Origin of the sequence: Butyrivibrio sp. VCB2001 (assembly GCF_000423965.1) — a bacterium.
GTDB lineage: Bacteria > Bacillota > Clostridia > Lachnospirales > Lachnospiraceae > Butyrivibrio.
Window position 1 is genome coordinate 1 of the sequence record NZ_AUIZ01000007.1, and the last position, 22,156, is coordinate 22,156.

Consider the following 22,156-nt stretch of genomic DNA (forward strand, 5'->3'; position numbering starts at 1 on the left):
TAGCAATCATACATGGATTAGTAATTCCTTCTTGAATAGCCAAATCTTGATATGAGATTTCACTTGATAAATATAACTCTACAATATTCAGCTTCTTCTCGAAAGAATAACTTTCTTTTTTTCGAGATCGTTTCAGACCATCATCACCAAACTTATTGTAATTATTAACCCATTCGATGATATGCTGTGAACTTGCGATACCATACTTTTCTGCCAAAAAGTTCCTTCCGCCTTCACCTTTAAGGTATGCTAGGACTACCTTTTTCTTAAATTCAAAATCATATTTTGCCATAAAAATACCGACCTCCCAAAAGTTAGATTTTTGGTCTAACTTTTGGGGGTCGGTACAATCATCTCGACTGCTTTTTTATTTTGTACATTTCTTCATCAGCTGCATTGATAGCCTTATTAAGGTCCAGATTACTATCAAATTTTGTGACGTAATAACCTATGGCGGCTGATACCTTAATGCCGAGCTCCTTGGAGTCTTTCTGAAGGTCTTTATCGACACCGGCCTTTATCTTTTCAGGATCACAGGGCCCTATGATAAGAGCAACCATCTCATCACCTCCGTGCCTTAGACACAGAGTATCCTCCGGACAATTGTTTTTTAACCTGGTCGCTACAGCCTTTATTGCAGAATCACCTGCAGAGTGACCGAGGTTATCGTTTATCTTCTTAAGGCCGTTTAGATCGGCCATGATGATTGTGGCGTCTTTTCCGTAGTTTTCGGGATTTTCCTTCAAATCCTCATACTTGGAGTAGAAGGCAAGCCTTGTATAGAAGCCTGTGAGTGCATCGTTCTGATACATTCGCTGGATCTTATCACGGATAAAGAGCTGGTAGCGCATGTTGATATAGCTGCCAAGACCCATGCCGATGGTGCTGGTAAGACTGGAAGTTTTGGAGTAATCGATCATGTCATACCTAGGGAAAGAGTAGCAAATATAACCCGGAGATTTGCTCATGTATTCAAGAGCATTGAATATCAGAGGATATCCCTTTTCAATCAGCTCATCAAGATGTGGCACAACAGTGTCCGGATCAAAAGGAGTTACTCTGTCCTCATCTATATATGAGTCATAAATGAGGATTTTATCTGTGGTGTCAGTATCTTCAAGGAAATAGTTAACTTCCTCATTGAGGCAGGCAGCATCAAGAATGATACACATATTATTCGACAGAGGGCTTCGCAGGAAATCCAGGCAGTCTTCAAGAGAGTTACTGCTGATGATCCTGGATGTGAAATCCTGCATGATATGGATATCATCTTGATGATGATAAAATCTGTTGTTAAAGCTGTGGACTGCGGAGATGGCGCTTGGAGTCATGCGCGGACAGCCACAGGATTCATTGGGCAAAAACTCAGGTATAACAGACTGATGCTGCAAACCTTTGCCTGCAAAAGTGTCTTTTACAACCTGTATAACAACCTTGGCAAGATTTACACTGCTGCATTTGGCGGTGGTAACGCCGGGGGTTGCAAGGGACGCTTCGTCAAGTCCGTCAAAACCTGTAACCATAACTTCTCCGGGAACCATGATCATGTGCGTGGTAAGAACATCACAGACGTTGATGGCCATGATGTCGTTGGCGCAGATGATGGCATCCGGAAGCACATCTCTTTTAATGATCTCTTCGGCAGCAGCTCTTGCAGGAACTGACCAGAAATCTCCGTAACTTAGCATGGAGTCATCGAAAGGAATGTTGTTTTCGGCAAGAACCTGTTTGAAAACATCAATTCGTTCGTCAGAGAATTTATTGTTATGCTTGCCGGCCATGAAATGAGGGCGCCTTGCCCCGTGCTCTTCAATGACATGCCTTACAACGGTCTCAAACCCCTTCCTGTAATCGAAGTTTATTGTGGACACATCGTCATACTCACCGTCTATTACGATGGCCGGAACATTCGCCTTTTTTGCATTGTCGATGATCTTTCGAACAGTCTCTCTGCTCTTGATCTTCTCGTCCATTATGACGACAGCATCTACTTTATCAAAGGGGATAAGGTCATACACGGATGTTTCCGCAAGAAAGCCACACATGTTGCCAATCTCGGCGTTGATGGCATAGATAAAAAGACGGCAGTCGAACTTACTTAAAAGGTTACTGAACTCCGTTATAAAGGTAAAAACCTGGGAATCATGTATTCTGTATGTACATAGAGCAACAATTTTTTTACCGTTGATCATGATATTTACCTCTAGAGAAAATTATAACATAAAAACGTGGAGCAAATTAAGACTTACTCCACGTTTTACAGTTAACTTCTTAACATAAATTTCCTCACAATATTTATGCCGATCTTGTATGGAAGCGGGCGGATAACTCTGTCGGCTTCCTTTATTTTCTCTCTGATTGGAATGCTCTGTGGACAGTGCTGTTCACACTTTCCGCAGCCGATGCACTGTGTGGCGAATGCCGGATCCTTTTTAAGACCAACAGTCTGAGCATACTCAAATCTCGCCGAGGATTTGCTGTCGACAGCTGTCATGTTGTAGCTCCTGAACAGTGCCGGAATATCTACGCCCCTTGGACATGGCATGCAGTATCTGCATCCGGTGCAGCCCACAAGCTCTGACTCTGAGATTATCTGCTTTACCTTATCTATAACTTCGAAGTCTTTTTCGGTAAAAGAGTCTGCTTTGGCCGATGATGCGATCCTGCAGTTTTCTTCTACCATCTCTATGGAATTCATTCCTGAAAGAACACAGGTTACCTCTTTCTGATTCCAGAGCCAGCGAAGACCGTATTCAGCGGGAGTGTAGCCATTGTCCTGAGAAGCTATAAGGTCTTTTGCCTTCTGGGGAAGCTGATTAACAAGCTTACCGCCGCGAAGAGGCTCCATGATGACAACAGGAATATTCTTCTCTGCAGCATGTAAAAGACCTTTTCTTCCTGCCTGGGAGTGTTCGTCAACGTAGTTGTACTGGATCTGGCAGAAGTCCCAGTCGTAGGCGTCAAGGATTCCGATGAAATCTTCAGTGTTTCCGTGATAGGAAAATCCGATGTTTCTGATCTGACCGGAAGCTTTCTTTTCGGCAATCCATTCCTTGATTCCGACGTTTTCCAGCTTGTCCCACTGGTTCATGGCTGTCATGTGGTGCATGAGATAGTAGTCCACATGATCTGTGCGAAGGCGACGCAGCTCTTCGTCAAAGTATCTATCGAGAGCAGCCCTGCTTCCAACCAGGTACTGTGGAAGTTTGGTGGCGATGTTTACCTTGTCTCTGATACCGTTGCGCTCTAAGATCTCGCCCAGCGCAGCTTCGCTTCCGGAATAAACATAGGCGGTATCGAAGTAATTGACACCGGCCTTGTAGGCAGCCATGATCTCTTTTTCTGCCTTGTCGATATCAATGCCGCCACCCTTTGTGGTGAATCTCATACATCCGTAGCCAAGGATGGATATGGGTTCACCGGTTTTACTTTGCCTGTACTCCATAATTGAAATCCCCTTTTATAAAAATAAAAAAATGATCGTGTTAGCACAATATAATTGCACAAAATAGATACATTAATTTATAATGTCTATTGGCTATCTTGTCAAGATAGTAGAAAAGAAAGGACAAAATTTGAGGGGCGTATTTTTATACAAGTTGATATGATAAAATATTAGATACAATTATAAAAGGAGAATGACTATGAGTATTGATCTGAGCAAGATGCCAAAGCTTGGCTTTGGACTGATGAGACTGCCTGAGAATGACGGTGTTATTGATCATGAGCAGGTGTGCAGAATGGTAGATAAGTATCTTGAGGCAGGACTTACCTACTTCGATACAGCTTATGTTTACCACGGCGGAAAGAGCGAAGTTGAGGCAAGAGAAGCGCTGGTTAAGCGCCATCCCAGGGATAGCTTTACACTGGCAACCAAGCTTCCTGCATGGGAGATCAAGAAGGAAGAGGATGTAGAGAGAATCTTTAATGAACAGCTTGAGAGAGCAGGCGTTGACTTTTTTGACTTCTATCTTCTTCATTCCATCGAGGAAGGCAACAACTACGACACTTATGTTAAGTACAACTGCTTTGAGTGGGGCGTTAAGAAGAGAGAAGAGGGCAAGATTAAGCACTTTGGTTTCTCCTTCCACGGAAGCCCTGAGCTCCTCACTGAGATTGTTGACAATCATCCTGAGATTGAATTTGTACAGATCCAGTACAACTATCTGGACAGATCAAATCCTGTTGTAAGAAGCCAGGAGCTTTACGAGATCCTCAAGGCAAGAAATATTCCCATGGTCATCATGGAGCCTGTTAAGGGCGGAGCTCTTGCCAAGATGGTACCTGAAGCAGAGGAGATGTTTAAGGCGGTAAGACCTGAAAGCTCAATTGCTTCCTGGGCTCTTAGATTTGTAGCATCACAGCCCGGCGTTATGACAATCCTTTCAGGTATGTCCGATGAGGCACAGATGGAGGATAACCTTAACACCTTCAAGAATTTCGAGCCTCTTACAGAAGAAGAGCTCGCAGTAGTTAATAAGGTTACAGAGAAGCTCCTCGAGGTTCCGCAGATCGGCTGTACAGCCTGCAAGTACTGCTGCGACGGATGCCCGATGCAGATCAGCATTCCTGATGTATTCAGGACAATCAATACACTACGTCGTCATCCGGATGACTGGAGATCCAAGAACTTCTACTCAGGACTTATCCAGAGAAGCGGAAAAGCTTCTGATTGTATAGCCTGTGGCCAGTGCGAGGGCGTATGTCCCCAGCATCTTCCTATCATAGATCTCATGAAGGAAGCAGCAGAAATACTGGGTCAGTAATCAGTAAGTGGCATATAGTGGGAGAAGGTCTTTGTACCTTCTCCCATTTTAGTGCTTTAAAGTATAGAAATTTCACCGCAGTAGATATATAATGGTTTTCATATAGTATATAAGGGGGAGAAAGAATATGTTTATTAACAGCTTCTGGTCACTGTTGCCGGCGATCATAGCCATCGCTCTGGCACTCATCACGAAAGAGGTTTATTCATCTCTTTTCATCGGAATTGTTGTTGGCGGAATGCTCTATTCGGGCTTTTCATTCACCGGCACCATCGAGCATGTCTTTGTTGACGGCATGATCACACAGCTCTCTGACAGCTGGAATGTGGGTATCCTCATCTTCCTGGTTGTTCTAGGAAGCATGGTTATGCTCATGAACCGCGCAGGTGGTTCTGCAGCCTTCGGAAAATGGGCGGTAGAACATGTTAAGACCAAGGCCGGTGCTCAGATCGCCACAATTCTTCTTGGTGTTCTCATCTTCATCGATGATTATTTCAACTGCCTCACAGTTGGTTCTGTTATGAGGCCTCTCACAGACAAACACAAGATATCAAGAGAAAAGCTCGCGTACCTTATCGACGCAACAGCAGCACCTGTCTGCATCATCGCACCTATTTCCTCATGGGCAGCAGCTGTTACAGGTTTCGTTGACGGGGCAAACGGACTGACTCTTTTCGTAAGGGCTATCCCCTACAATTTCTACGCGATCTTAACCATCGCAATGATGCTTACACTTACTCTGGCTGACTTCGACTTTGGACCTATGAAGAAGGTTGAGAGAGATTCTTTAAAAGAGCTTAAGGAAATGGCAGCAGGAAAAGAAGAACCGGCTCCCGGTATGTCCGGTGCTACAGATCAGCCTCATCCTCCTGTTTCTACAAAGGGTAAGGTTATTCACCTGGTACTTCCCATCGTTGCACTCATCGTCTGCTGTGTCATTGGCATGATCTATACCGGAGGATTCTTTGAGGGCGAGAGCTTTATTGATGCTTTCTCAAATTCAGATGCTTCAGTCGGACTGGTTTACGGTTCTGTTGCAGCTCTTTTGATAACACAGATATTCTTCATGGCTACCAAGGTACTCAACTTCACAGAGTGCATGAACACAATTTCAGAAGGATTTAAGAGCATGGTTCCCGCCATCCTCATCCTTACATTTGCATGGACACTTAAGTCTATGACTGATTCACTCGGTGCAGCTGATTATGTTGCCGGAATGGTGCAGAACGTAGCCGGAAACGGTGCATTCATGAACTTCCTGCCTGCTATTGTATTTGCAGTGGGCGCATTCCTTGCCTTCGCTACAGGTACATCCTGGGGAACCTTCGGAATCCTTATTCCGATCGTAGTTAATGTATTTGGCGGCGATATGAATAACGAGCTCATGATCATTGCCATTTCAGCATGTATGGCAGGCGCTGTATGCGGAGATCACTGCTCACCTATTTCAGATACAACCATCATGGCAAGTGCAGGAGCTCAGTGTAATCACATCGGTCACGTTTCAACACAGCTTCCTTATGCACTTACAGCTGCCATTGTTTCAATGGTTGCCTATATCTTTGCCGGCTTTATCAGAAACTGGCTCATCTGTCTGCCTATAGGCATTGCGCTCATGGTAGTTACGCTTCTGGCAATTAAAAAGGCGGATGCATAGGAGTCTGTAAATGGTCAAGATAGATCTGATAACGGGTTTTCTCGGATCAGGAAAGACAACATTCATCAAGGAATATGCAAGATACCTCATTTCAAAAGGTGAGAAGATCTGCATAATAGAGAACGACTATGGCGCTGTGAACATAGATATGGTCATGCTTCAGGACCTTCTTTCAGAGAACTGCAACCTCGAGATGATCGTTGGAGGAGATGGCAAGGAGGCCCACAGAAGGCGATTCAGGACCAAGCTCATATCCATGGGCATGAGCGGATATGACAGAGTGCTGATCGAGCCCTCGGGCATATATGACGTTGATGAGTTCTTCGATGTTCTCTATGACGAGCCACTGGATAGGTGGTACGAGATTGGTAACGTCATTTCCCTGGTGGACGCAGGGGCTGTTTTTGATCTCGGTGATTTTGAGAGATACATCTTCATGTCTGAGATCGCCTATGCCGGGAAGCTTGTCTTTTCCAAACTGGATATGGTTTCTGACAAAAAGGCAGTGCTTGATGCTGTAAATAAGATCATGGACGAGTTTGGCGGTAAGAGCTTTGATATGTCAAAAGATATTTTGGCTAAGCCTATAGCTGAGTTTACGCCGGATGACTTTGAAAGCCTTTGCAGCTGCGGATATCGGCATGCTTCTTATGTGAAAATTCCGATAGAGGATAAGCAGTTTACACCGCTTTTTTATTTCGATGTAGCTATGCCTTTGGACAAGCTAAGGGAGATTGCGAAAGGTCTTTTAACCGATGCAAAAGCAGGGCATGTAATTAGGATCAAGGGCTTTGTCCAGATTTCAGAGGATGAGCAGACAGAGCTTAACGCCACGGAAAAGGAGATCAAGACAACTCCGATAGTAAGCAGCAGAAACGTACTTATTGTGATCGGAGAGGGTCTTGATAAAGCATACATCAACAGTATTTTTAAAGATTACTGCTCGGTTGTGTCACTATAAGATTTGTGTAAAGGAAATGGGAGCCTCTGCTTTTGCAGAGACTCCCATTTTAGAGGGTTGTATTATGTGGAGTGGTGTTGGCTAATTAAAGTGCGTCATCAAGCATCTTAGCAAGATTTGCCTGTGACATTGCTCCTGTGGAGCTGTTAAGTACTTCGCCATTCTTGAATACGATGAAACTGGGGATAGACATTACGCCATATTTAGCCGCTATAGCGTTGTTTTCATCGACGTTGAGTTTGCCGACCTTAACCTTGCCTTCGTATGTCTCTGCCATCTTCTCGACAACAGGCATCATCATCTTGCAAGGTCCGCACCAGTCAGCGTAAAAATCTACAAGAACGGGTGTATCACTACCGAGTACTTCTGCATCAAAATTTTCTTCTGTGAATCTGTATTCCATATGTTTGACCTCCAATTTGTAATTTATTTATCGTTAGTTGTTAGTGGTTTTCGTTTGCTGTGATCTTAATTTAACATATCACAATTAAATTGTCAACAATTAAATTGCAAATATTTTTGCGAATGTTATAATGGGGGTGTAACTACTGATAGAATCAGGAGGTAAGCGAAATGATAAGAATATATCACTCTGGATATGAAGAAATAAGAGAGCCTGATGTTCACAGAGGTCGTAAGAACGCAGATCTGGGCCAGGGCTTTTACACTACAGATAAAAGAGAATTTGCATGCCGATGGGCAAGAGAAAAGACCGGGGCGGATATTTACGTTAATACCTATGAACTTGAGCTTGACGGACTTAATATAAAGAAATTTGAGAGAAATGAAGAGTGGTTCAGATATGTCTTTTCCAATAGAAGATCTCTGCCTGACTATCTCTCTGAATATGATGTGATAATAGGTCCCATTGCCAATGATACGATATTTGATACTCTGGGAATCATGACCAGCGGGTATTTGTCGGATGACGAGGCTATGAAGCTTTTGTGCATCGGACCCTGCTATCAGCAGATCACTTTAAAGACTTTGAAGGCAGCAGAGCATCTAAGGTTTGTGTCTTCGGAGATTCTATCCGGAGCTGATATTGAAGCAAATAAAAGAATAGCAGAAGCTGATGGAGAACAGTATCTAAGCGAGTTTGCAAGGGTAATGGAGGAATTAAACTAGTATAATTCGCCAATTTTGTTGTTCTATTGGTACAAAAGTCCTGTATAATCATATTTGTATAAAAAATTTCTTGATTTGAAAGGGGAAATATTATGGATGAATATGCAGTATTTGCAGCACTTGGAGGATTTCTTGTAGTTCTGTTCATCATCGCCGTTGCTGTTTATCTTGTTGACGCGATCGGAAGATACAAGTACCTCAAGGTTCGCAATTATCAGAATGCATGGATGGGCTTTATTCCGTTCGCAAATATCTATGCATGTGTAGAAGCTACTTACGGACCTTGCAATTTTATCAACCTCTACGGATGGAGAGCTTCGGCTTCAATTCTCAAGCTTTGGGCAGTAGTTGTAGCGGTTCTGACATATGTAGTTAATCTTATACCTTATGTCGGAGGCGTTCTTGCCTTAGTAGTAACAGTTCTCAACATTGCTTTCCTGGTACAGCTTTTCAAGGATATGCTTGAGAGACTTGATGATCCTCAGACAACAGGATTTGCAATTTTAGCAAATATCATTACTATCATTGCTTCAATCAAGCTTCTTGCTTCATCAAGCGCTCATGCACCTGCTTCTCAGGACTGGATGACAGATGCAAGAGTTCTTACTTCACAGCAGACTCTTGACGGACCTCTCAGCTTCCTGAACGGATCAAACAACAATCAGGGTCAGCAGTAAATTGAATTTATAAGAGCGTGACACCAATCGGTGCCACGCTCTTTTTATGTGCTTCGGCCCACTGATCGCTCATTGTAGTTCGGAAATATACCTGAGCCAAGGGCTGCCCGGGCGCCAAAGGGCGGCGCCCAGCGTACTGTCCCTTGACTCAGGCATATTTCCGAACTGCTTGGTCACTAAGCGGGCGCCGAACTCAGAGGAATCCCCGTCTGCCGGCACTTTATGGCTGGGGAGGGCGTTTCGGTCTCTTTGACATGTAAAAGACTTGCTTGCAATCTAGATTCCTGGCTGAATTTATGGCAGAGAAGGCATTTTGTCCTCGTTGACATGTAAACGCTTTGCGCACAATCTAGATTCCTGTCCGATTTTATGGCAGATGAGGGCGTTTTGGCCTCATTGACATGTAAAAGGCTTGCGCGCAATCTGTATTCCGGACAGATCTGTGGCAGAAGCGCAGGATATTGGTACCGGGACATGAAAAAAGCTTGCACAAGGAGCAGTCTCCGGCCGGATTCTGTGGCAAATAGCTGCATCTTAGCAGCTGGGACATGACAAATGAGCCGATAAAGGGAAGGCCCTAGCTGAAATCTGTGGCAGAAGCGCATGATATAGGCACCGGGACATGAAAAAAGCTTGCACAAGGAGCAATCTCCAGCCAAAATCTGTGGCAAATAGCTGCATCTTAGCAGCTGGGACATGACAAATGAGCCGATAAAGGGAAGGCCCTAGCTGAAATCTGTGGCAGAAGCGCATGATATAGGCACCGGGACATGAAAAAAGCTTGCACAAGGAGCTGTCTCTGGCCGGAATCTGTGGCAAATAGCTACGTTACGGAAGCTGGGACATGAAATCGCAAGCAAGAACCCTGACTTCATAGCCCGCTTAGCTGCCCAATATGCCTTAGCGAATGAATGTCAATGGCACCGTGGAATACCGCAGCGTGCTTTTCGCGAGGATATGCCGCGAAAGGCCATTGATATTCATTCGCCAAGGCATACAATCTTTGGCTGCGGGTACTGAAGTCTCAAACGACTATGTTTCATCAATTATTTATGTATTGCCTGCCGTTAATTTTGCTATAATATAAGTGTCATCGCAGTGGGGAGGCGACCGAAATGGAACAAGACACAAAGCATGATGTAAAGAAGATTACCAACCAATTAGCCTTCGTAGGTATTTTGGGAAATGTTTTCCTGGCAGTATTTAAACTGATAGCAGGTATTGTGGGACATTCCACAGCCATGCTCTCAGACTCGATACATACGTTATCTGATGTAATCGCCACATTTATCGCATATTTAGGAGTTGTCCTATCAAGGAAAAAAGCTGATGACAAGCACCCATACGGACACGATAGGATGGAGTGTGTAGCATCACTGATATTATCGTTCATTCTTTTCGCGACCGGCGTAGAAATCGGAAAGAAGTGCATCACAGCAATAGTCGATGGAAGCTACAGGCAGTTGGCAACTCCCGGAATGCTGGCGGTTATTGCGGCTCTGGTTTCCATAATAACCAAAGAAGCCATGTTCTGGTACACGATGCGTTATGCCAAGCTTCTTAATTCAAGTGCTTTTAAAGCTGATGCATGGCACCACAGGTCAGATGCTCTTTCTTCAATAGGAGCTTTGATCGGTATTGTGGGAGCTCGTCACGGGTTTCCTGTTCTGGATCAGGTGGCAGGTATCCTGATCTGTCTGATGATCATGTGGGTAGCAATTGAGATATTCAGAGGTGCGGTTGACAAGATGCTTGATACCTCCGCAGACAGAGAGGTAGAGACCAGGATAAAAGACCTTGTGTACAACTTCTCAAGAGATGAGAACCTCGGGGTAGGAGTGGACCTTCTAAGGACAAGGACCTTCGGAGAGAGGGTATATGTGGAGATGGAGATAAATGCAGACGGAAATCTTACCCTCCAGCAGTCCCACGATATAGCTGAGAGAGTTCATGATCAGATAGAAAAAGAATTCCCAGAAGTCAAACACGTTATGATCCATGTAAATCCAACAGGTTACAAGCATCACGAGGAAGAAAAGCTTTAAAGGAGCAGAATCTATGCTAAGAAAGTACAACAATGACGATCTGTTCATATCGGATTCCGGAGTTACAACTTCCAAGAAAAAAATCCATATTACGTTCTTTGTTTTTTTGTGCAGAGCAGTGAGCATAATACTGGCAATCTTGGGATTCTTATGCTTTTGGGAAGGAACTTTTTAACCGCAACTTTGAATTTCTGATATCGGAGGCTTATGGAAAAATACAAAAGAAGAATATATGAAGTAATTGAAGTATCCAGCATAGGCGATGCATCCAGCAGAGCTTACGATGTACTGATGACAACCACAGTTATCGTCGGTCTTGTTCCGCTGACTTTAAAGACGGATAACTTCTATACATTTGTTATTGAGATAATCACTGCCTTGATCCTGTTTGTAGACTACTGTGCAAGAGTTTATACAGCTGATTACAAGATGGGATTTAAGAATATCAAGGCTTATATCGCCTATATCTTTACACCGCTGGCTATCTTTGACCTTCTGTCCATACTGCCGGTTATATATCTTTTGTTCCCGATACCATCCTTGAGACTATTAAAGCTTATCAGAATATTCCGTGTGCTTAAGCTCATAAGATATTCAAAGACAATGATCGTCATTGCCAATGTCGTAAGAAAAGTAAAAACACAGCTCATCGCTGTGCTTATACTGATAACCATCTATATTTTTGTCTCCGCAATGCTGATATTCCAGCTGGAGCCAAATCTCTTTGAGAGCTTTTTTGATGCTCTTTACTGGGCTACCATTTCCATAACCACCATTGGCTATGGAGATATCTACCCCACGACTGATATCGGCCGTTTTATAACTATGATATCAGCACTGATGGGAGTAGCCGTTATAGCCCTCCCATCAGGTATGATCACTGCTGCTTATATGAATGAAATTAGTAAAAAGAAATCTAAGTATGAGCTCTGATCTGTGTATGATCTGATTTATCAAAGAAGCTTGTTGGCTACTCTGTGCTCTGCCTTACCTGTCTGGTAGAAGTGTGTAAAGAGTGCGTCGCCGTTTGTTCCAAATGCATTCTGAAGATCAGGATAGTTCATGTAGTAGTCGTATGCATTGAACTCTGAGTTGTTGTTTGCGTACCACTTAAGAGGAGCTGCCATATCTGCTTTCTGGCCATAGGTTGGATCGATGTTCTGTACGTAAACTTCGATGCAGTCGTAAAGGTTCTTCTCAGATACGTTTTTATCATCTACGTAGAAGTAGAACATAACGTTCTTTGTCTGCTCATCGGGGCCGATGTGAAGTACTACATGCTGTGATCCGGATTTCTCTGAACACTCGATGTAAGTCTTGCTGCTGGTGTGCTCACCTACGAAAGCGTCGTAATCGTAGTTTGCTCTGATCCAGAGATCTTGTGTTGATCCTGCGTTCATTGTTACACAGCACTGTTCAAAATCGAAGTAATCAGGAATATCACTGTATGCAAATGACTTGAAGTTAAATGCTGTGATGGTAAGAGCGATAATAAATACTGTTGCGATAATCTTTTCAATCTGTTTTCTCATAATGAACACCTCCATATTTTTCATAATCTTTTTTGTTTACTAAAGTCCTTGTTTTTTGGTCTTTAGTTTTCTCTCTTGTTTGATTCTGATTACACTATACTCTCCTGTTTGTCACAGATTTATCACACACCTTTTTTGTTGCCACACAGGCCAAGATTTGTTATTATATTCGTGTTTTTGAGCAGTTTTTTCTTATAAGAAAAAAGAGGAGAAAAATGAAGGATCTAAACAGGACTGAAAGTTACAAGCACCTTGGGGAAGAGTGCGGTGTATTTGGGATGTATGACTTTGACGGAGGGGATGTTGCAGACTCCATCTATTACGGACTGGTTTCCCTTCAGCACAGAGGTCAGGAGAGCTGTGGTATCGCTGTAAGTGATACAAAGGGCCCAAAGGGCAAGATACTTAGCTATAAGGATATGGGCCTTGTAAATGAGGCTTTTACTCACGAAGATATTGATAAACTTAAAGGGGATATCGGCGTCGGACATGTGCGCTATTCTACTGCAGGAAGCAGTACAAGAGAAAATGCCCAGCCCCTTGTTCTTAATTATGTAAAGGGAGCCCTGGCGATGGCGCACAACGGCAACCTTATTAACGCACCGGAGCTTCGGCATGAACTTGCTTATACCGGTGCTATTTTTCAAACTACCATCGATTCGGAGGTCATTGCCTACCACATCGCAAGGGAGAGACTCCTTTGCCACTCCGTCGAGGAAGCGGTTGGAAGAGCAATGCTCAAGATAAAAGGCGCTTACAGCCTTGTTATAATGTCTCCCAGAAAGCTCATAGGAGCGAGAGACCCCTACGGCTTTAAGCCTCTGGTAATAGGAAGAAGAGAGAATACTTATGTCCTTGCTTCCGAGACCTGCGCCCTTGATACCATTGGCGCAACCTTCATAAGAGATGTTGAACCCGGAGAGATAGTTACCATATCTCCTGAGTACGGAATCAAATCAGATAAGAGCCTGTGCATAGAACATGGCAAGCAGGCCAGATGTATATTTGAGTTTATTTACTTTGCAAGGCCGGACAGCACCATAGACGGAATCAGCGTTTACGATGCCAGGATCGCAGCAGGAAGATTTCTTGCCAAGGATTCACCGGTGGATGCCGACATGGTCGTAGGTGTTCCGGAGTCCGGAAACGTGGCAGCCCTTGGCTATGCCCTTGAGTCGGGAATTCCTTACGGACAGGCCTTTGTAAAGAATTCTTATATCGGAAGAACCTTTATTAAACCCAAGCAAAAGAACCGTGAATCCAGCGTTCAGGTCAAGCTAAATGCCCTAAAGAGCGCAGTAAGCGGTAAGAGGATCATCATGATAGATGACTCCATTGTCCGCGGAACAACCTCAGACAGGATCGTGAGAATGCTTCGCGATGCCGGGGCAAAAGAGGTACACATGAGGGTAAGCTCTCCGCCGTTCCTCTGGCCATGCTACTTTGGAACGGACGTACCGGCAAGAGACCAGCTCATTGCCTATAACAGAAATGTTGACGATATCTGCAAGATCATCGGAGCAGATTCCCTGGCTTACCTTGAGCTTGAAAGGCTCGAGGAAATGGTCGGAGGTAAGCTCTCAATCTGCAAGGGATGCTTTACAGGTAAGTATCCAATGGATCCGCCAACAGAAGATATCAGAGGAAGCTACGAAAAGTAATCACAGAATAATAAAGGAAATGTCAGGAGGAGAATTATGAGTACAGATCGTTACACCAGTCCATTGTCAGAGCGTTATGCAAGCAGTGATATGCAGTATATCTTTTCACAGGATATGAAGTTTAAGACCTGGAGAAAGCTGTGGATCGCCCTTGCTGAGATTGAAAAAGACCTTGGTCTTAATATCACTCAGGAGCAGATCGACGAGCTCAAAGAGCACGCTGAGGATATCAACTACGATGTAGCTAAGGCCCGTGAGAAGGAAGTCCGTCACGACGTAATGAGCCATGTATATGCCTACGGCCAGCAGTGCCCAAAGGCAAAGGGAATCATCCACCTCGGCGCAACCAGCTGCTACGTTGGCGATAACACTGACATCATCATTATGACTGATGCACTTCGCCTTGTTCGTAAGAAGCTCATCAACGTTATCGATAAGCTCTCAGTATTTGCTGACAAGTACAAGGATCAGCCTACCCTTGGCTTTACTCATTTCCAGCCTGCACAGCCTACAACAGTAGGTAAAAGAGCTTGTCTCTGGCTTCAGGATTTCACCATCGACCTTGAGGACCTTGACTATGTACTCGATAACATGAAACTCCTTGGATCAAAGGGCACAACAGGAACTCAGGCATCATTCCTCGAGCTCTTTGACGGAGACCTTTCTAAGGTTGATCAGCTTGATCCCATGCTTGCCAAGAAGATGGGCTTTAAGGGATGCATGGCAGTTTCAGGACAGACCTACAGCCGTAAGATCGACATGAAGGTTATAAACGTTCTTTCCGGAATCTGCGCATCAGCTACTAAGATGGCTCAGGATATCAGACTTCTTCAGCATCTTAAAGAGGTTGAGGAGCCCTTTGAGAAGAGCCAGATCGGTTCATCAGCTATGGCTTACAAGAGAAATCCCATGAGAAGTGAGAGAATCTGCTCACTCTCAAGATACGTTATGATAGATGCTTTAAACCCTGCAATCACCGAGGTTTCACAGTGGTTTGAGAGAACCCTTGATGATTCAGCCAATAAGAGAATTTCAATTCCGGAAGGATTCCTTGCAACAGATGGAGTTCTTGACTTGTGTATTAATGTAGTAGATGGTCTTGTAGTTTATCCTAAGGTTATCGAGAAGCACATGCTCGCTGAGCTTCCATTCATGGCAACAGAGAACATCATGATGGATGCAGTTAAGGCAGGCGGTGACAGACAGGAACTCCACGAGAAGATCAGAGAGCTCTCAATGGAAGCCGGCAAGACTGTAAAGGTAGAGGGCAAGGACAATAACCTCCTTGAACTCATCGCAGCAGATCCTGCATTCCACTTAAGCCTTGAAGAACTTCAGGCTTCAATGGATCCCAAGAAGTACGTTGGCTGCAGTGCTCATCAGGTTGAGAAGTTCCTTGATGAAGTAGTTAAGCCAATCCTTAAGGCTAACGAGAAAGAGCTTGGAGTAACAGCTGAGATAAACGTTTGATAACGGGGAGTAAAGTGTATGAAGATAAGTCAGTTATTTAAGGAAAAAGATGTAACCCTCTCCTTTGAGGTTTTCCCGCCCAAGACAGATGCGGGGTTTGAGGCTGTAGAAAAAGCTGCCTCCGAGATTGCAGCTCTTTCACCTGACTTCATGAGTGTTACCTACGGAGCAGGCGGCGGAACCAGCAAGAATACAGCCAAGATTGCAGGCGACCTTCAGGATAGATTCTCAGTTCCTGTACTTGCGCACCTTACCTGCGTTTCTTCTACCAAGGACCTGGTTAAGAGCGTTGTAAACGAGTACAAAGAGAGAGGTATCGAAAATATCATGGCCCTCAGGGGCGATATCCCCAAGGAGGGAAGGATCTCTTTTGACTACGACCATGCAACCGAGCTGATCTACGACATCAAATCGATAGACGATTCCTTCTGCATCGGCGGAGCATGCTATCCCGAGGGACATGTTGAGTGTGCAAGGCAGTCAGAGGATATCCAGCATCTCAAGGAAAAGGTTGATGCCGGATGCGACTTCCTGACAACCCAGATGTTTTTTGACAACTCAACTCTTTATCAGTTCCTCTACAGAATAAGAGAGAAGGGCATAGAAGTACCGGTGGTTCCCGGAATCATGCCTATTACCAATGCTAAGCAGGTGGCCAGAAGCGTTGCGCTTTCAGGTTCAACCATTCCACAGAAGATGAAGATCATGGTGGACAGATTTGCAGACGAGCCCGACAAGATGAAGGAAGCCGGCATCATTTATGCCTGTGACCAGATCATAGATCTTATCAGCAACGGCGTTAGCCACATACATGTCTATTCAATGAATAAGCCTGATATAGCTGAAGGCATCATGAACAATTTAAGGTCTATTATCAGGTAAAAGACATTTCGTAATACTTATAGAAAACGGAGAATCAAAATGGAAGTACAAAGCAGTAACATAACAATCACAGAAGAGGAGTTTGCCTATTCTCAGGAAGCTATCAAAAAGCTTTCCGATTACTTTGATGCCAAGGTTGTAGGCCAGCAGCAGCTTAAGTTTTCGCTGATCGGTGCTATCCTTGCTGACGGACATATTCTTATTGAGTCAGTTCCGGGTCTTGCCAAGACTACAGCAGCCAAGGCGATTTCAGATGCCGTTGACGGTAAGTTTGCAAGAATCCAGTGCACACCTGACCTTTTGCCCGGCGATATCATCGGAACCCAGATATACAACCAGGCAACCGGTAAGTTTGAGAATATCTTAGGACCTGTATTTGCCAATTTCGTTCTTCTTGATGAGGTAAACCGTTCAAGCGCCAAGACTCAGTCTGCTATGCTTGAAGCCATGCAGGAGAAGCAGGTAACCATCGGCGGAAAGAGCTATCATATGCCTGAGGATATCTTCATTGTTATTGCGACTCAGAACCCCATCGAGCAGGAAGGAACCTATCCTTTGTCTGAGGCCCAGACTGACAGATTCCTGATAAAAGAGGTTATCACATACCCCACAGCTGCTGAGGAAGTTGAGATCTTAAGCCGTATGGAGACAGGTGCGATCTCACGTGTTGATCCGCCGGTACTTACCATTTCCGATATTGATAAGGTTCAGGAGATTGTAGATAAGGTTTATGTTGATAATGCTATTAAGTGGTACATCTCAAGCATAGTTGTTGCCTCAAGAAGAGCCGGACAGATCCAGGGACTTGAACTTGGAAGATATGTCCGCATCGGAGCAAGCCCACGTGCTTCCATCGCATTCCTTAAGATGGCTAAGGCAACAGCACTTATACAGGGCAGAACCTATGTTACACCTGAGGATGTAAAGCAGGTGAGCCATCAGGTTCTTCGCCACAGAATCGGACTTAATTATTCAGCAGTAGCAGATAACGTGCCTGTTGAGGCAGTTATCGACGGACTGGTTAATTCAGTAAAGGCACCGTAATGAAGATTGATTATGAGTATTTATCCAAGATAAGGAGAGCAGTAGCTCTTTATACAAAGAGAAAGACCTCCAACATTCTTGACGGTGACTTCCATTCAGTTCACAGGGGAAGAAGCCTGGAGTTCGATGATCTCAAGGAATATGCCATCGGAGATGATGTCCACGATATTGACTGGAAGTCTTCATCCCGCATGGGCTCTATTCTTGTGCGCAGATATATGACTGACAGAAGACACAATGTCATGTTCATTTGCGACAGGGGAAGTAAGCTCCTTGGTGATACCACTGGAGGCGAATCCAAAAAAGAGCTGATGCTCATGACTTTTGGAACCCTTGCCTACATCGTAGGAAGAAACGGTGCTGATTACGCTCTGGCATATCCTGAAGATAACAACGCCAGTGTCAGCTACTTCAAGTCCGGCACAGACCATTTGGAGAGTCTTATCTACGACTTTGAGAAAAAGGCTGAGACAGACTCAGTAAGATCCCTTCCCGATACCATAACTGAAATCTTAAATACGGTACACAAGAGGATGATCATATTTCTTTTGACCGATATAGAAGGCCTTGCGCAGTTAAGCGATGGACTGGTCAGGAGCATAACCAAAGAGCATGATCTTCTCGTCATAAATTTGGATGACGCATTCCTTACAGGAGATACGGTATTTGACAGTGATCTGAGCCGCTATGAGAGGTTCTTCCTCTCTCACAGCAAGGCTCTTCATGAGGAAGAATTAAGGCAGAGAGAAGAAATCTATGGTATGGCGTCCGAAATCTGCAAGCGCAACAAGGCATGCCTTACTACAATTGCGAGACAGGAGCAGATAATAGACAGCACGATCGCGCTTCTCGAAAGGTATAGAAATGGTTACTACGGTTAAATTGCAACATCCATTTGAATATAGCTGGTGGGTGACTTTGATTGCAGTGGTTTTGGGTGCGATTGCCCTTACGGCCATTGTCTTTTTCCTTATTAAGGCTTTTAGGATTCTTCGGAAAAAGAAGAATGCTCCAAGGCCTGCAGCAACGAAGATAGCTATGTCTCCCGATATGATCTACAGGGTCAAGAACCAGTATATTGGCAGGGTTCAGGCTCTTTTAAACAACTATACTCAGAATAAGGTAGATAAAAGAGAAGGTTACCAGCAGCTCAGTGCACTGATAAGGGAGTTTGTGCATGAGGTGACCGGCATCAATGTTGAGAATTTTACCATTAAGGAAGTAAAGGCTTTTGGAATCAAGAAGCTGGATGTCCTTATGGAGGAGTATTACGTGCCCGAGTTTGCCGAGGATGAGAAGGCAAAGGACAGGGACTTTGCAGAGTCCTGTAACAAGGCAGTGGGAGTGATCAAAGCATGGAGTTAATGTATCTAAACGTTGTCATCATCGGCATGATAGTCCTGGTGGCAGCGCTTCTTGTTATTTACTTAATATACAGGCGGCAAAAGACAAGCTACAGCACCGGTATCAAGGCGGCTAACACGGCAAGGATCAGAAATTCCAAGCTCTACAGAAGCCTTAACATAAGGTACAGGGTTTTGACTGTTATTATGCTTGTCGGAATGATCCTTAGTATTGTTGCATCTCTTTTCCTGGCAGCAAGGCCTTACAGGACCGATGATGTTGTGAGCGGTGTTAAGAAAAGAGATATCATCCTGTGCCTGGACGTTTCCTATTCGTTATATGACCTTAATTCGGAGATCACGGATTATCTTAAGAACGTGGTTGCCGGCCTTGAGGGTGACAGGTTTGGAATCAGTATTTTCAATACTTCCTCAGTTACTTATGTTCCGCTGACGGATGATTATGACTATGTAATTGACAGGCTGGATGCCCTTCACGAGTACTTCATGATGCAAAAAGAGTATGAGGAAGAGTATCTTCAGCTCTATGAAACCTTAGGTGAGATCCCGGATGATAAGCGTCAGAGATTTGATGAGCTTCAGGATAAGCTTGACTACTTTGAGGCGGGAACTTTATACGACAACTACTACAGAGGATCCTCTCTTATCGGAGAAGGCCTTGGCACAGCGTTATACTCTTTTCCCTACCTTGGTAATTCAGAGAGGACCAGAGTTATCATCATGTGCACGGACAATGAGCTCAATGTCTACGGCAGAGAGGTTCTTAATTTAAAAGAGGCGTCCGAGTACTGCAAGAAGAACAAGGTTACGGTGTTTGGAATCTTCCCTTCAGAGGAGAAGTTCTATATGCCTGAGGAGTACGATTATTCCTCATGCTTAAACGGCTTTAAGAGCGCTGTGGAGACCACGGGAGGTAAGTTCTACATAAGAACCAGGTCCCAATCTGTATCCGAGATTGTGCAGGATATTCAGAAACAGGAAGCAATGCTGGTCAAGATCGTAATGACCAGACAGACAGTGGACCTTCCCAGAGTTCCTTTTATCATCATGTTTATTTGCCTTGCTACCTTCTGCATGGCAGGATTGGTATTACAGAAATGAGCATACAACCTATTTTTCCGCTGGGAACAATGCTGGCAGTATTTGCTGTATTGTTCGGAGTAACAGCGTATCTTGTAATTAAAAATAAAGCGAAGACAGGGGACAGGATTGGTACTCTTGTGCGTATGACGATCATCTATGTTCTTGCGTTTATTATTGGCATGAGACCTGTCATGGTCGAGACCAAGTATGAGTTTGCCACCAAGAACCTGGATGTTTTATTCATCATTGATAACACTATCAGCATGTGGGCTCAGGACTACAACGGCAAGAAAGAGAGAATGACAGGCGTCACCAAGGATGTGAACTATATCATTGATGAGCTTGCAGGTAGTAACTTTGGCCTTGTGACCTTTGATGATACTGCGCATGTTCTTGCGCCTTTTACACAGGACCTTCAGTATATCAGGGATCTGCTGGATACCTTTGAGAGTCCTGACAGTTACTATGCCAAGGGAAGTGACCTTTCAATTGCCTATCAGGACATAGAGAGCCTTCTTTTGTCCTCCAACAGGAAAGAGAACAGGAAGACGATTGTCTTTTTCATAAGCGACGGTGAGATCACTAACGGAAAAGAGCTTAAGGACTACAGCGAACTTGCTCAGTACGTGGACGCAGGTGCTGTTCTTGGCTATGGTTCTGAGAGTGGCGGCAAGATGAAAAACAACTACGGAAATCACTATATCTATGATTACAGCACCCATAAGGATGCTGTATCAAAGATTGACGAGACTAATCTTAAAAAGATAGCAGAGGGTCTCGGCGTTGAATACATGAACATGAATAACGGCAACTCATCACTTATGGGAAGTGTTGAGCTTATCAAAGAGAGCAGCAAGACCATCATTGAAAGCGGAGATGGTGCAGAGGTCAAGAAGGATATCTACTTCATCTTTGCATATCCGTTCATGCTTATGGTGCTTATCGAGATAATACTGGTAGCAAGAAGGGGGAGGTTGTGATCATGAGAAGAATTCCTCTGAAGTATTATTTTATCGCGCTTGTTGGAATAATAATCCTTATCGTTGCTATTATGCTTGGATCAAGGCTTATCACCAATCATTTGTTTGTACAGGCCTATAACAACGAAGAATATGATACCGAAGCCGAGGAGAAGCTCCTTAAGATGAACTTCCCTGAGAGCTATGTTCCTTATTACAACCTTGGAAATGCGGCTTACAAGAAGGGTGACTACAACTCTGCAATCGCCTACTATACAAAGGCTTTGGAGAATTATCCCCCTGAGGATAAAGACTGCCTTATAAGGATCAATATGGCGCTGTCATTGTGCAATACCATCGATTTCTATAACCTTGATTCACAGGAAAAGATTGATACAGCTCTTTTCATTCTGTACAAGGCAAGAGATCTGCTTCTGGAAAATGGCTGCGCAAGCGATGATGGCGAGGGTCACAATGCCGATGCCCAGCAGCTCAAAGAAGACATCGATGCCATGATTGAGAAGCTCAAAAACCCTGACAGTGGTAACAACTCCGATCAGCCACAAGAGGACCCTCCGCAGGAGAATGATGACGGCGATTCATCAAACAGTGGCAAGAGCGGAAACGACATGGAAAAGAGAATACAGAAAGAGCTTGAGGAGAACAAGAAGGACGCCTTAGAGGACAGGAAGGACCAGCAGGATGATCTGGAAAAGTGGTCTGACTACATCGGCGGCGACGAGGACGGCTCCGGAGCCGGCGGAGATGAAGACGGTGAAGGCTCGGGCACAGGTGGACAGAATAACCCGTGGTAAAAGCACTAATAATCCAAAGCGATTGAAGAAACAGATGAGATAAAAGATTATTATGAAGGCGTGATCTCTGACTTCACAACATACCACAATATGATGTATAATTAAACTGTAA

General features: G+C 44.3%; 22 protein-coding genes. 17 read left to right on the forward strand and 5 right to left on the reverse strand.

Annotated elements, in window-relative coordinates:
* The 3 genes from G589_RS0108880 to G589_RS0108890 all read right to left on the reverse strand — a co-directional run.
* On the reverse strand, positions 1-292 hold a 292-nt coding region (locus G589_RS0108880), incomplete at its 3' end, for a helix-turn-helix domain-containing protein (protein ID WP_026521874.1).
* A 58-nt stretch (positions 293-350) separates the two neighbouring features.
* Positions 351-2,192, reverse strand: a complete 1,842-nt coding sequence (locus G589_RS0108885; RefSeq protein WP_026521875.1) for a diguanylate cyclase — start codon at positions 2,190-2,192, stop codon at positions 351-353.
* 71 nt (positions 2,193-2,263) lie between these two features.
* Positions 2,264-3,445: an aldo/keto reductase gene (locus G589_RS0108890; protein WP_026521876.1), complete on the reverse strand. Its 1,182-nt coding sequence runs from the start codon at positions 3,443-3,445 to the stop codon at positions 2,264-2,266.
* Positions 3,446-3,644: 199 nt separating this feature from the next.
* Here G589_RS0108890 and G589_RS0108895 point away from each other — a divergent pair, with 199 nt between their 5' ends.
* The 3 genes from G589_RS0108895 to G589_RS19385 all read left to right on the forward strand — a co-directional run bounded on the left by G589_RS0108895 (position 3,645) and on the right by G589_RS19385 (position 7,384).
* Entirely contained in the window at positions 3,645-4,766 is a 1,122-nt protein-coding gene (locus tag G589_RS0108895; RefSeq protein WP_026521877.1) for an aldo/keto reductase, read from the forward strand.
* Between the two features lie 127 nt (positions 4,767-4,893).
* Complete coding sequence (locus tag G589_RS19380) at positions 4,894-6,423, forward strand: Na+/H+ antiporter NhaC family protein (protein WP_035771682.1); 1,530 nt, start codon at positions 4,894-4,896, stop codon at positions 6,421-6,423.
* A 10-nt stretch (positions 6,424-6,433) separates the two neighbouring features.
* Entirely contained in the window at positions 6,434-7,384 is a 951-nt protein-coding gene (locus G589_RS19385) for a GTP-binding protein (protein ID WP_051192278.1), read from the forward strand.
* 85 nt (positions 7,385-7,469) lie between these two features.
* On the opposite strand, the gene trxA is transcribed toward G589_RS19385, so the two are convergent.
* Positions 7,470-7,787, reverse strand: a complete 318-nt coding sequence (trxA, locus tag G589_RS0108910; RefSeq protein ID WP_022768528.1) for a thioredoxin — start codon at positions 7,785-7,787, stop codon at positions 7,470-7,472.
* Positions 7,788-7,957: 170 nt separating this feature from the next.
* Here trxA and G589_RS0108915 point away from each other — a divergent pair, with 170 nt between their 5' ends.
* The 5 genes from G589_RS0108915 to G589_RS0108935 all read left to right on the forward strand — a co-directional run bounded on the left by G589_RS0108915 (position 7,958) and on the right by G589_RS0108935 (position 12,167).
* Entirely contained in the window at positions 7,958-8,512 is a 555-nt protein-coding gene (locus G589_RS0108915) for a DUF3990 domain-containing protein (protein ID WP_026521878.1), read from the forward strand.
* Positions 8,513-8,604: 92 nt separating this feature from the next.
* A complete protein-coding gene (locus G589_RS0108920) occupies positions 8,605-9,189 on the forward strand; it encodes a hypothetical protein (RefSeq protein WP_026521879.1) in 585 nt (194 codons plus the stop codon).
* 1,115 nt (positions 9,190-10,304) lie between these two features.
* Positions 10,305-11,234, forward strand: coding sequence for a cation diffusion facilitator family transporter (locus G589_RS0108925; protein WP_026521880.1), 930 nt, complete (start codon positions 10,305-10,307; stop codon positions 11,232-11,234).
* Positions 11,235-11,247: 13 nt separating this feature from the next.
* Positions 11,248-11,409, forward strand: coding sequence for a hypothetical protein (locus tag G589_RS21870; protein ID WP_155832521.1), 162 nt, complete (start codon positions 11,248-11,250; stop codon positions 11,407-11,409).
* A gap of 32 nt (positions 11,410-11,441) precedes the next feature.
* A complete protein-coding gene (locus G589_RS0108935) occupies positions 11,442-12,167 on the forward strand; it encodes an ion transporter (protein ID WP_026521881.1) in 726 nt (241 codons plus the stop codon).
* Positions 12,168-12,187: 20 nt separating this feature from the next.
* Here the strand turns inward: G589_RS0108935 and G589_RS0108940 are convergent, their stop codons facing one another.
* Positions 12,188-12,766, reverse strand: coding sequence for a hypothetical protein (locus G589_RS0108940; protein WP_026521882.1), 579 nt, complete (start codon positions 12,764-12,766; stop codon positions 12,188-12,190).
* A 215-nt stretch (positions 12,767-12,981) separates the two neighbouring features.
* Here G589_RS0108940 and purF point away from each other — a divergent pair, with 215 nt between their 5' ends.
* The 9 genes from purF to G589_RS0108985 are packed head-to-tail and all read left to right on the forward strand — an operon-like array spanning position 12,982 to position 22,044.
* A complete protein-coding gene (gene purF / locus G589_RS0108945) occupies positions 12,982-14,427 on the forward strand; it encodes an amidophosphoribosyltransferase (protein WP_026521883.1) in 1,446 nt (481 codons plus the stop codon).
* A gap of 36 nt (positions 14,428-14,463) precedes the next feature.
* Complete coding sequence (gene purB, locus G589_RS0108950; RefSeq protein ID WP_026520502.1) at positions 14,464-15,897, forward strand: adenylosuccinate lyase; 1,434 nt, start codon at positions 14,464-14,466, stop codon at positions 15,895-15,897.
* A gap of 18 nt (positions 15,898-15,915) precedes the next feature.
* Positions 15,916-16,779: a methylenetetrahydrofolate reductase [NAD(P)H] gene (metF, locus tag G589_RS0108955; protein WP_026521884.1), complete on the forward strand. Its 864-nt coding sequence runs from the start codon at positions 15,916-15,918 to the stop codon at positions 16,777-16,779.
* A gap of 39 nt (positions 16,780-16,818) precedes the next feature.
* Positions 16,819-17,823 (forward strand): AAA family ATPase, encoded by a 1,005-nt coding sequence (locus G589_RS0108960; RefSeq protein WP_026521885.1) that lies wholly within the window; start codon positions 16,819-16,821, stop codon positions 17,821-17,823.
* Entirely contained in the window at positions 17,823-18,704 is an 882-nt protein-coding gene (locus tag G589_RS0108965; RefSeq protein ID WP_026521886.1) for a DUF58 domain-containing protein, read from the forward strand. Before G589_RS0108960 ends, G589_RS0108965 begins: the two co-directional genes overlap by 1 nt.
* Positions 18,688-19,188 carry a hypothetical protein gene (locus G589_RS0108970; RefSeq protein ID WP_196811864.1) on the forward strand — a complete coding sequence of 167 codons (501 nt, stop codon included), beginning with the start codon at positions 18,688-18,690 and terminating at the stop codon, positions 19,186-19,188. The genes G589_RS0108965 and G589_RS0108970 overlap by 17 nt, the downstream gene beginning before the upstream one ends.
* A complete protein-coding gene (locus G589_RS0108975; RefSeq protein ID WP_026521888.1) occupies positions 19,179-20,288 on the forward strand; it encodes a vWA domain-containing protein in 1,110 nt (369 codons plus the stop codon). Before G589_RS0108970 ends, G589_RS0108975 begins: the two co-directional genes overlap by 10 nt.
* The gene (locus G589_RS0108980; protein WP_026521889.1) at positions 20,285-21,250 is read left to right on the forward strand and encodes a vWA domain-containing protein; all 966 of its coding nucleotides are present in this window, start codon (positions 20,285-20,287) and stop codon (positions 21,248-21,250) included. The genes G589_RS0108975 and G589_RS0108980 overlap by 4 nt, the downstream gene beginning before the upstream one ends.
* A 2-nt stretch (positions 21,251-21,252) precedes the next feature.
* Entirely contained in the window at positions 21,253-22,044 is a 792-nt protein-coding gene (locus G589_RS0108985; RefSeq protein WP_026521890.1) for a tetratricopeptide repeat protein, read from the forward strand.
* The last annotated feature ends 112 nt before the right edge of the window (positions 22,045-22,156 follow it).

Excerpts from the sequence above, each read along its gene's own strand:
- G589_RS19385 (WP_051192278.1), top strand. The coding sequence starts at position 6,434 with ATGGTCAAGATAGATCTGATAACGGGTTTTCTCGGATCAGGAAAGACA.
- G589_RS0108890 (WP_026521876.1), bottom strand. The coding sequence starts at position 3,445 with ATGGAGTACAGGCAAAGTAAAACCGGTGAACCCATATCCATCCTTGGC.
- G589_RS0108895 (WP_026521877.1), top strand. The coding sequence starts at position 3,645 with ATGAGTATTGATCTGAGCAAGATGCCAAAGCTTGGCTTTGGACTGATG.
- G589_RS0108925 (WP_026521880.1), top strand. The coding sequence starts at position 10,305 with ATGGAACAAGACACAAAGCATGATGTAAAGAAGATTACCAACCAATTA.
- G589_RS0108965 (WP_026521886.1), top strand. The coding sequence starts at position 17,823 with ATGAAGATTGATTATGAGTATTTATCCAAGATAAGGAGAGCAGTAGCT.
- G589_RS0108985 (WP_026521890.1), top strand. The coding sequence starts at position 21,253 with ATGAGAAGAATTCCTCTGAAGTATTATTTTATCGCGCTTGTTGGAATA.
- G589_RS0108975 (WP_026521888.1), top strand. The coding sequence starts at position 19,179 with ATGGAGTTAATGTATCTAAACGTTGTCATCATCGGCATGATAGTCCTG.
- trxA (WP_022768528.1), bottom strand. The coding sequence starts at position 7,787 with ATGGAATACAGATTCACAGAAGAAAATTTTGATGCAGAAGTACTCGGT.
- G589_RS21870 (WP_155832521.1), top strand. The coding sequence starts at position 11,248 with ATGCTAAGAAAGTACAACAATGACGATCTGTTCATATCGGATTCCGGA.
- metF (WP_026521884.1), top strand. The coding sequence starts at position 15,916 with ATGAAGATAAGTCAGTTATTTAAGGAAAAAGATGTAACCCTCTCCTTT.
- G589_RS0108915 (WP_026521878.1), top strand. The coding sequence starts at position 7,958 with ATGATAAGAATATATCACTCTGGATATGAAGAAATAAGAGAGCCTGAT.
- G589_RS19380 (WP_035771682.1), top strand. The coding sequence starts at position 4,894 with ATGTTTATTAACAGCTTCTGGTCACTGTTGCCGGCGATCATAGCCATC.
- G589_RS0108935 (WP_026521881.1), top strand. The coding sequence starts at position 11,442 with ATGGAAAAATACAAAAGAAGAATATATGAAGTAATTGAAGTATCCAGC.
- G589_RS0108960 (WP_026521885.1), top strand. The coding sequence starts at position 16,819 with ATGGAAGTACAAAGCAGTAACATAACAATCACAGAAGAGGAGTTTGCC.
- G589_RS0108920 (WP_026521879.1), top strand. The coding sequence starts at position 8,605 with ATGGATGAATATGCAGTATTTGCAGCACTTGGAGGATTTCTTGTAGTT.
- purF (WP_026521883.1), top strand. The coding sequence starts at position 12,982 with ATGAAGGATCTAAACAGGACTGAAAGTTACAAGCACCTTGGGGAAGAG.
- G589_RS0108980 (WP_026521889.1), top strand. The coding sequence starts at position 20,285 with ATGAGCATACAACCTATTTTTCCGCTGGGAACAATGCTGGCAGTATTT.
- G589_RS0108970 (WP_196811864.1), top strand. The coding sequence starts at position 18,688 with ATGGTTACTACGGTTAAATTGCAACATCCATTTGAATATAGCTGGTGG.
- G589_RS0108885 (WP_026521875.1), bottom strand. The coding sequence starts at position 2,192 with ATGATCAACGGTAAAAAAATTGTTGCTCTATGTACATACAGAATACAT.
- G589_RS0108940 (WP_026521882.1), bottom strand. The coding sequence starts at position 12,766 with ATGAGAAAACAGATTGAAAAGATTATCGCAACAGTATTTATTATCGCT.
- purB (WP_026520502.1), top strand. The coding sequence starts at position 14,464 with ATGAGTACAGATCGTTACACCAGTCCATTGTCAGAGCGTTATGCAAGC.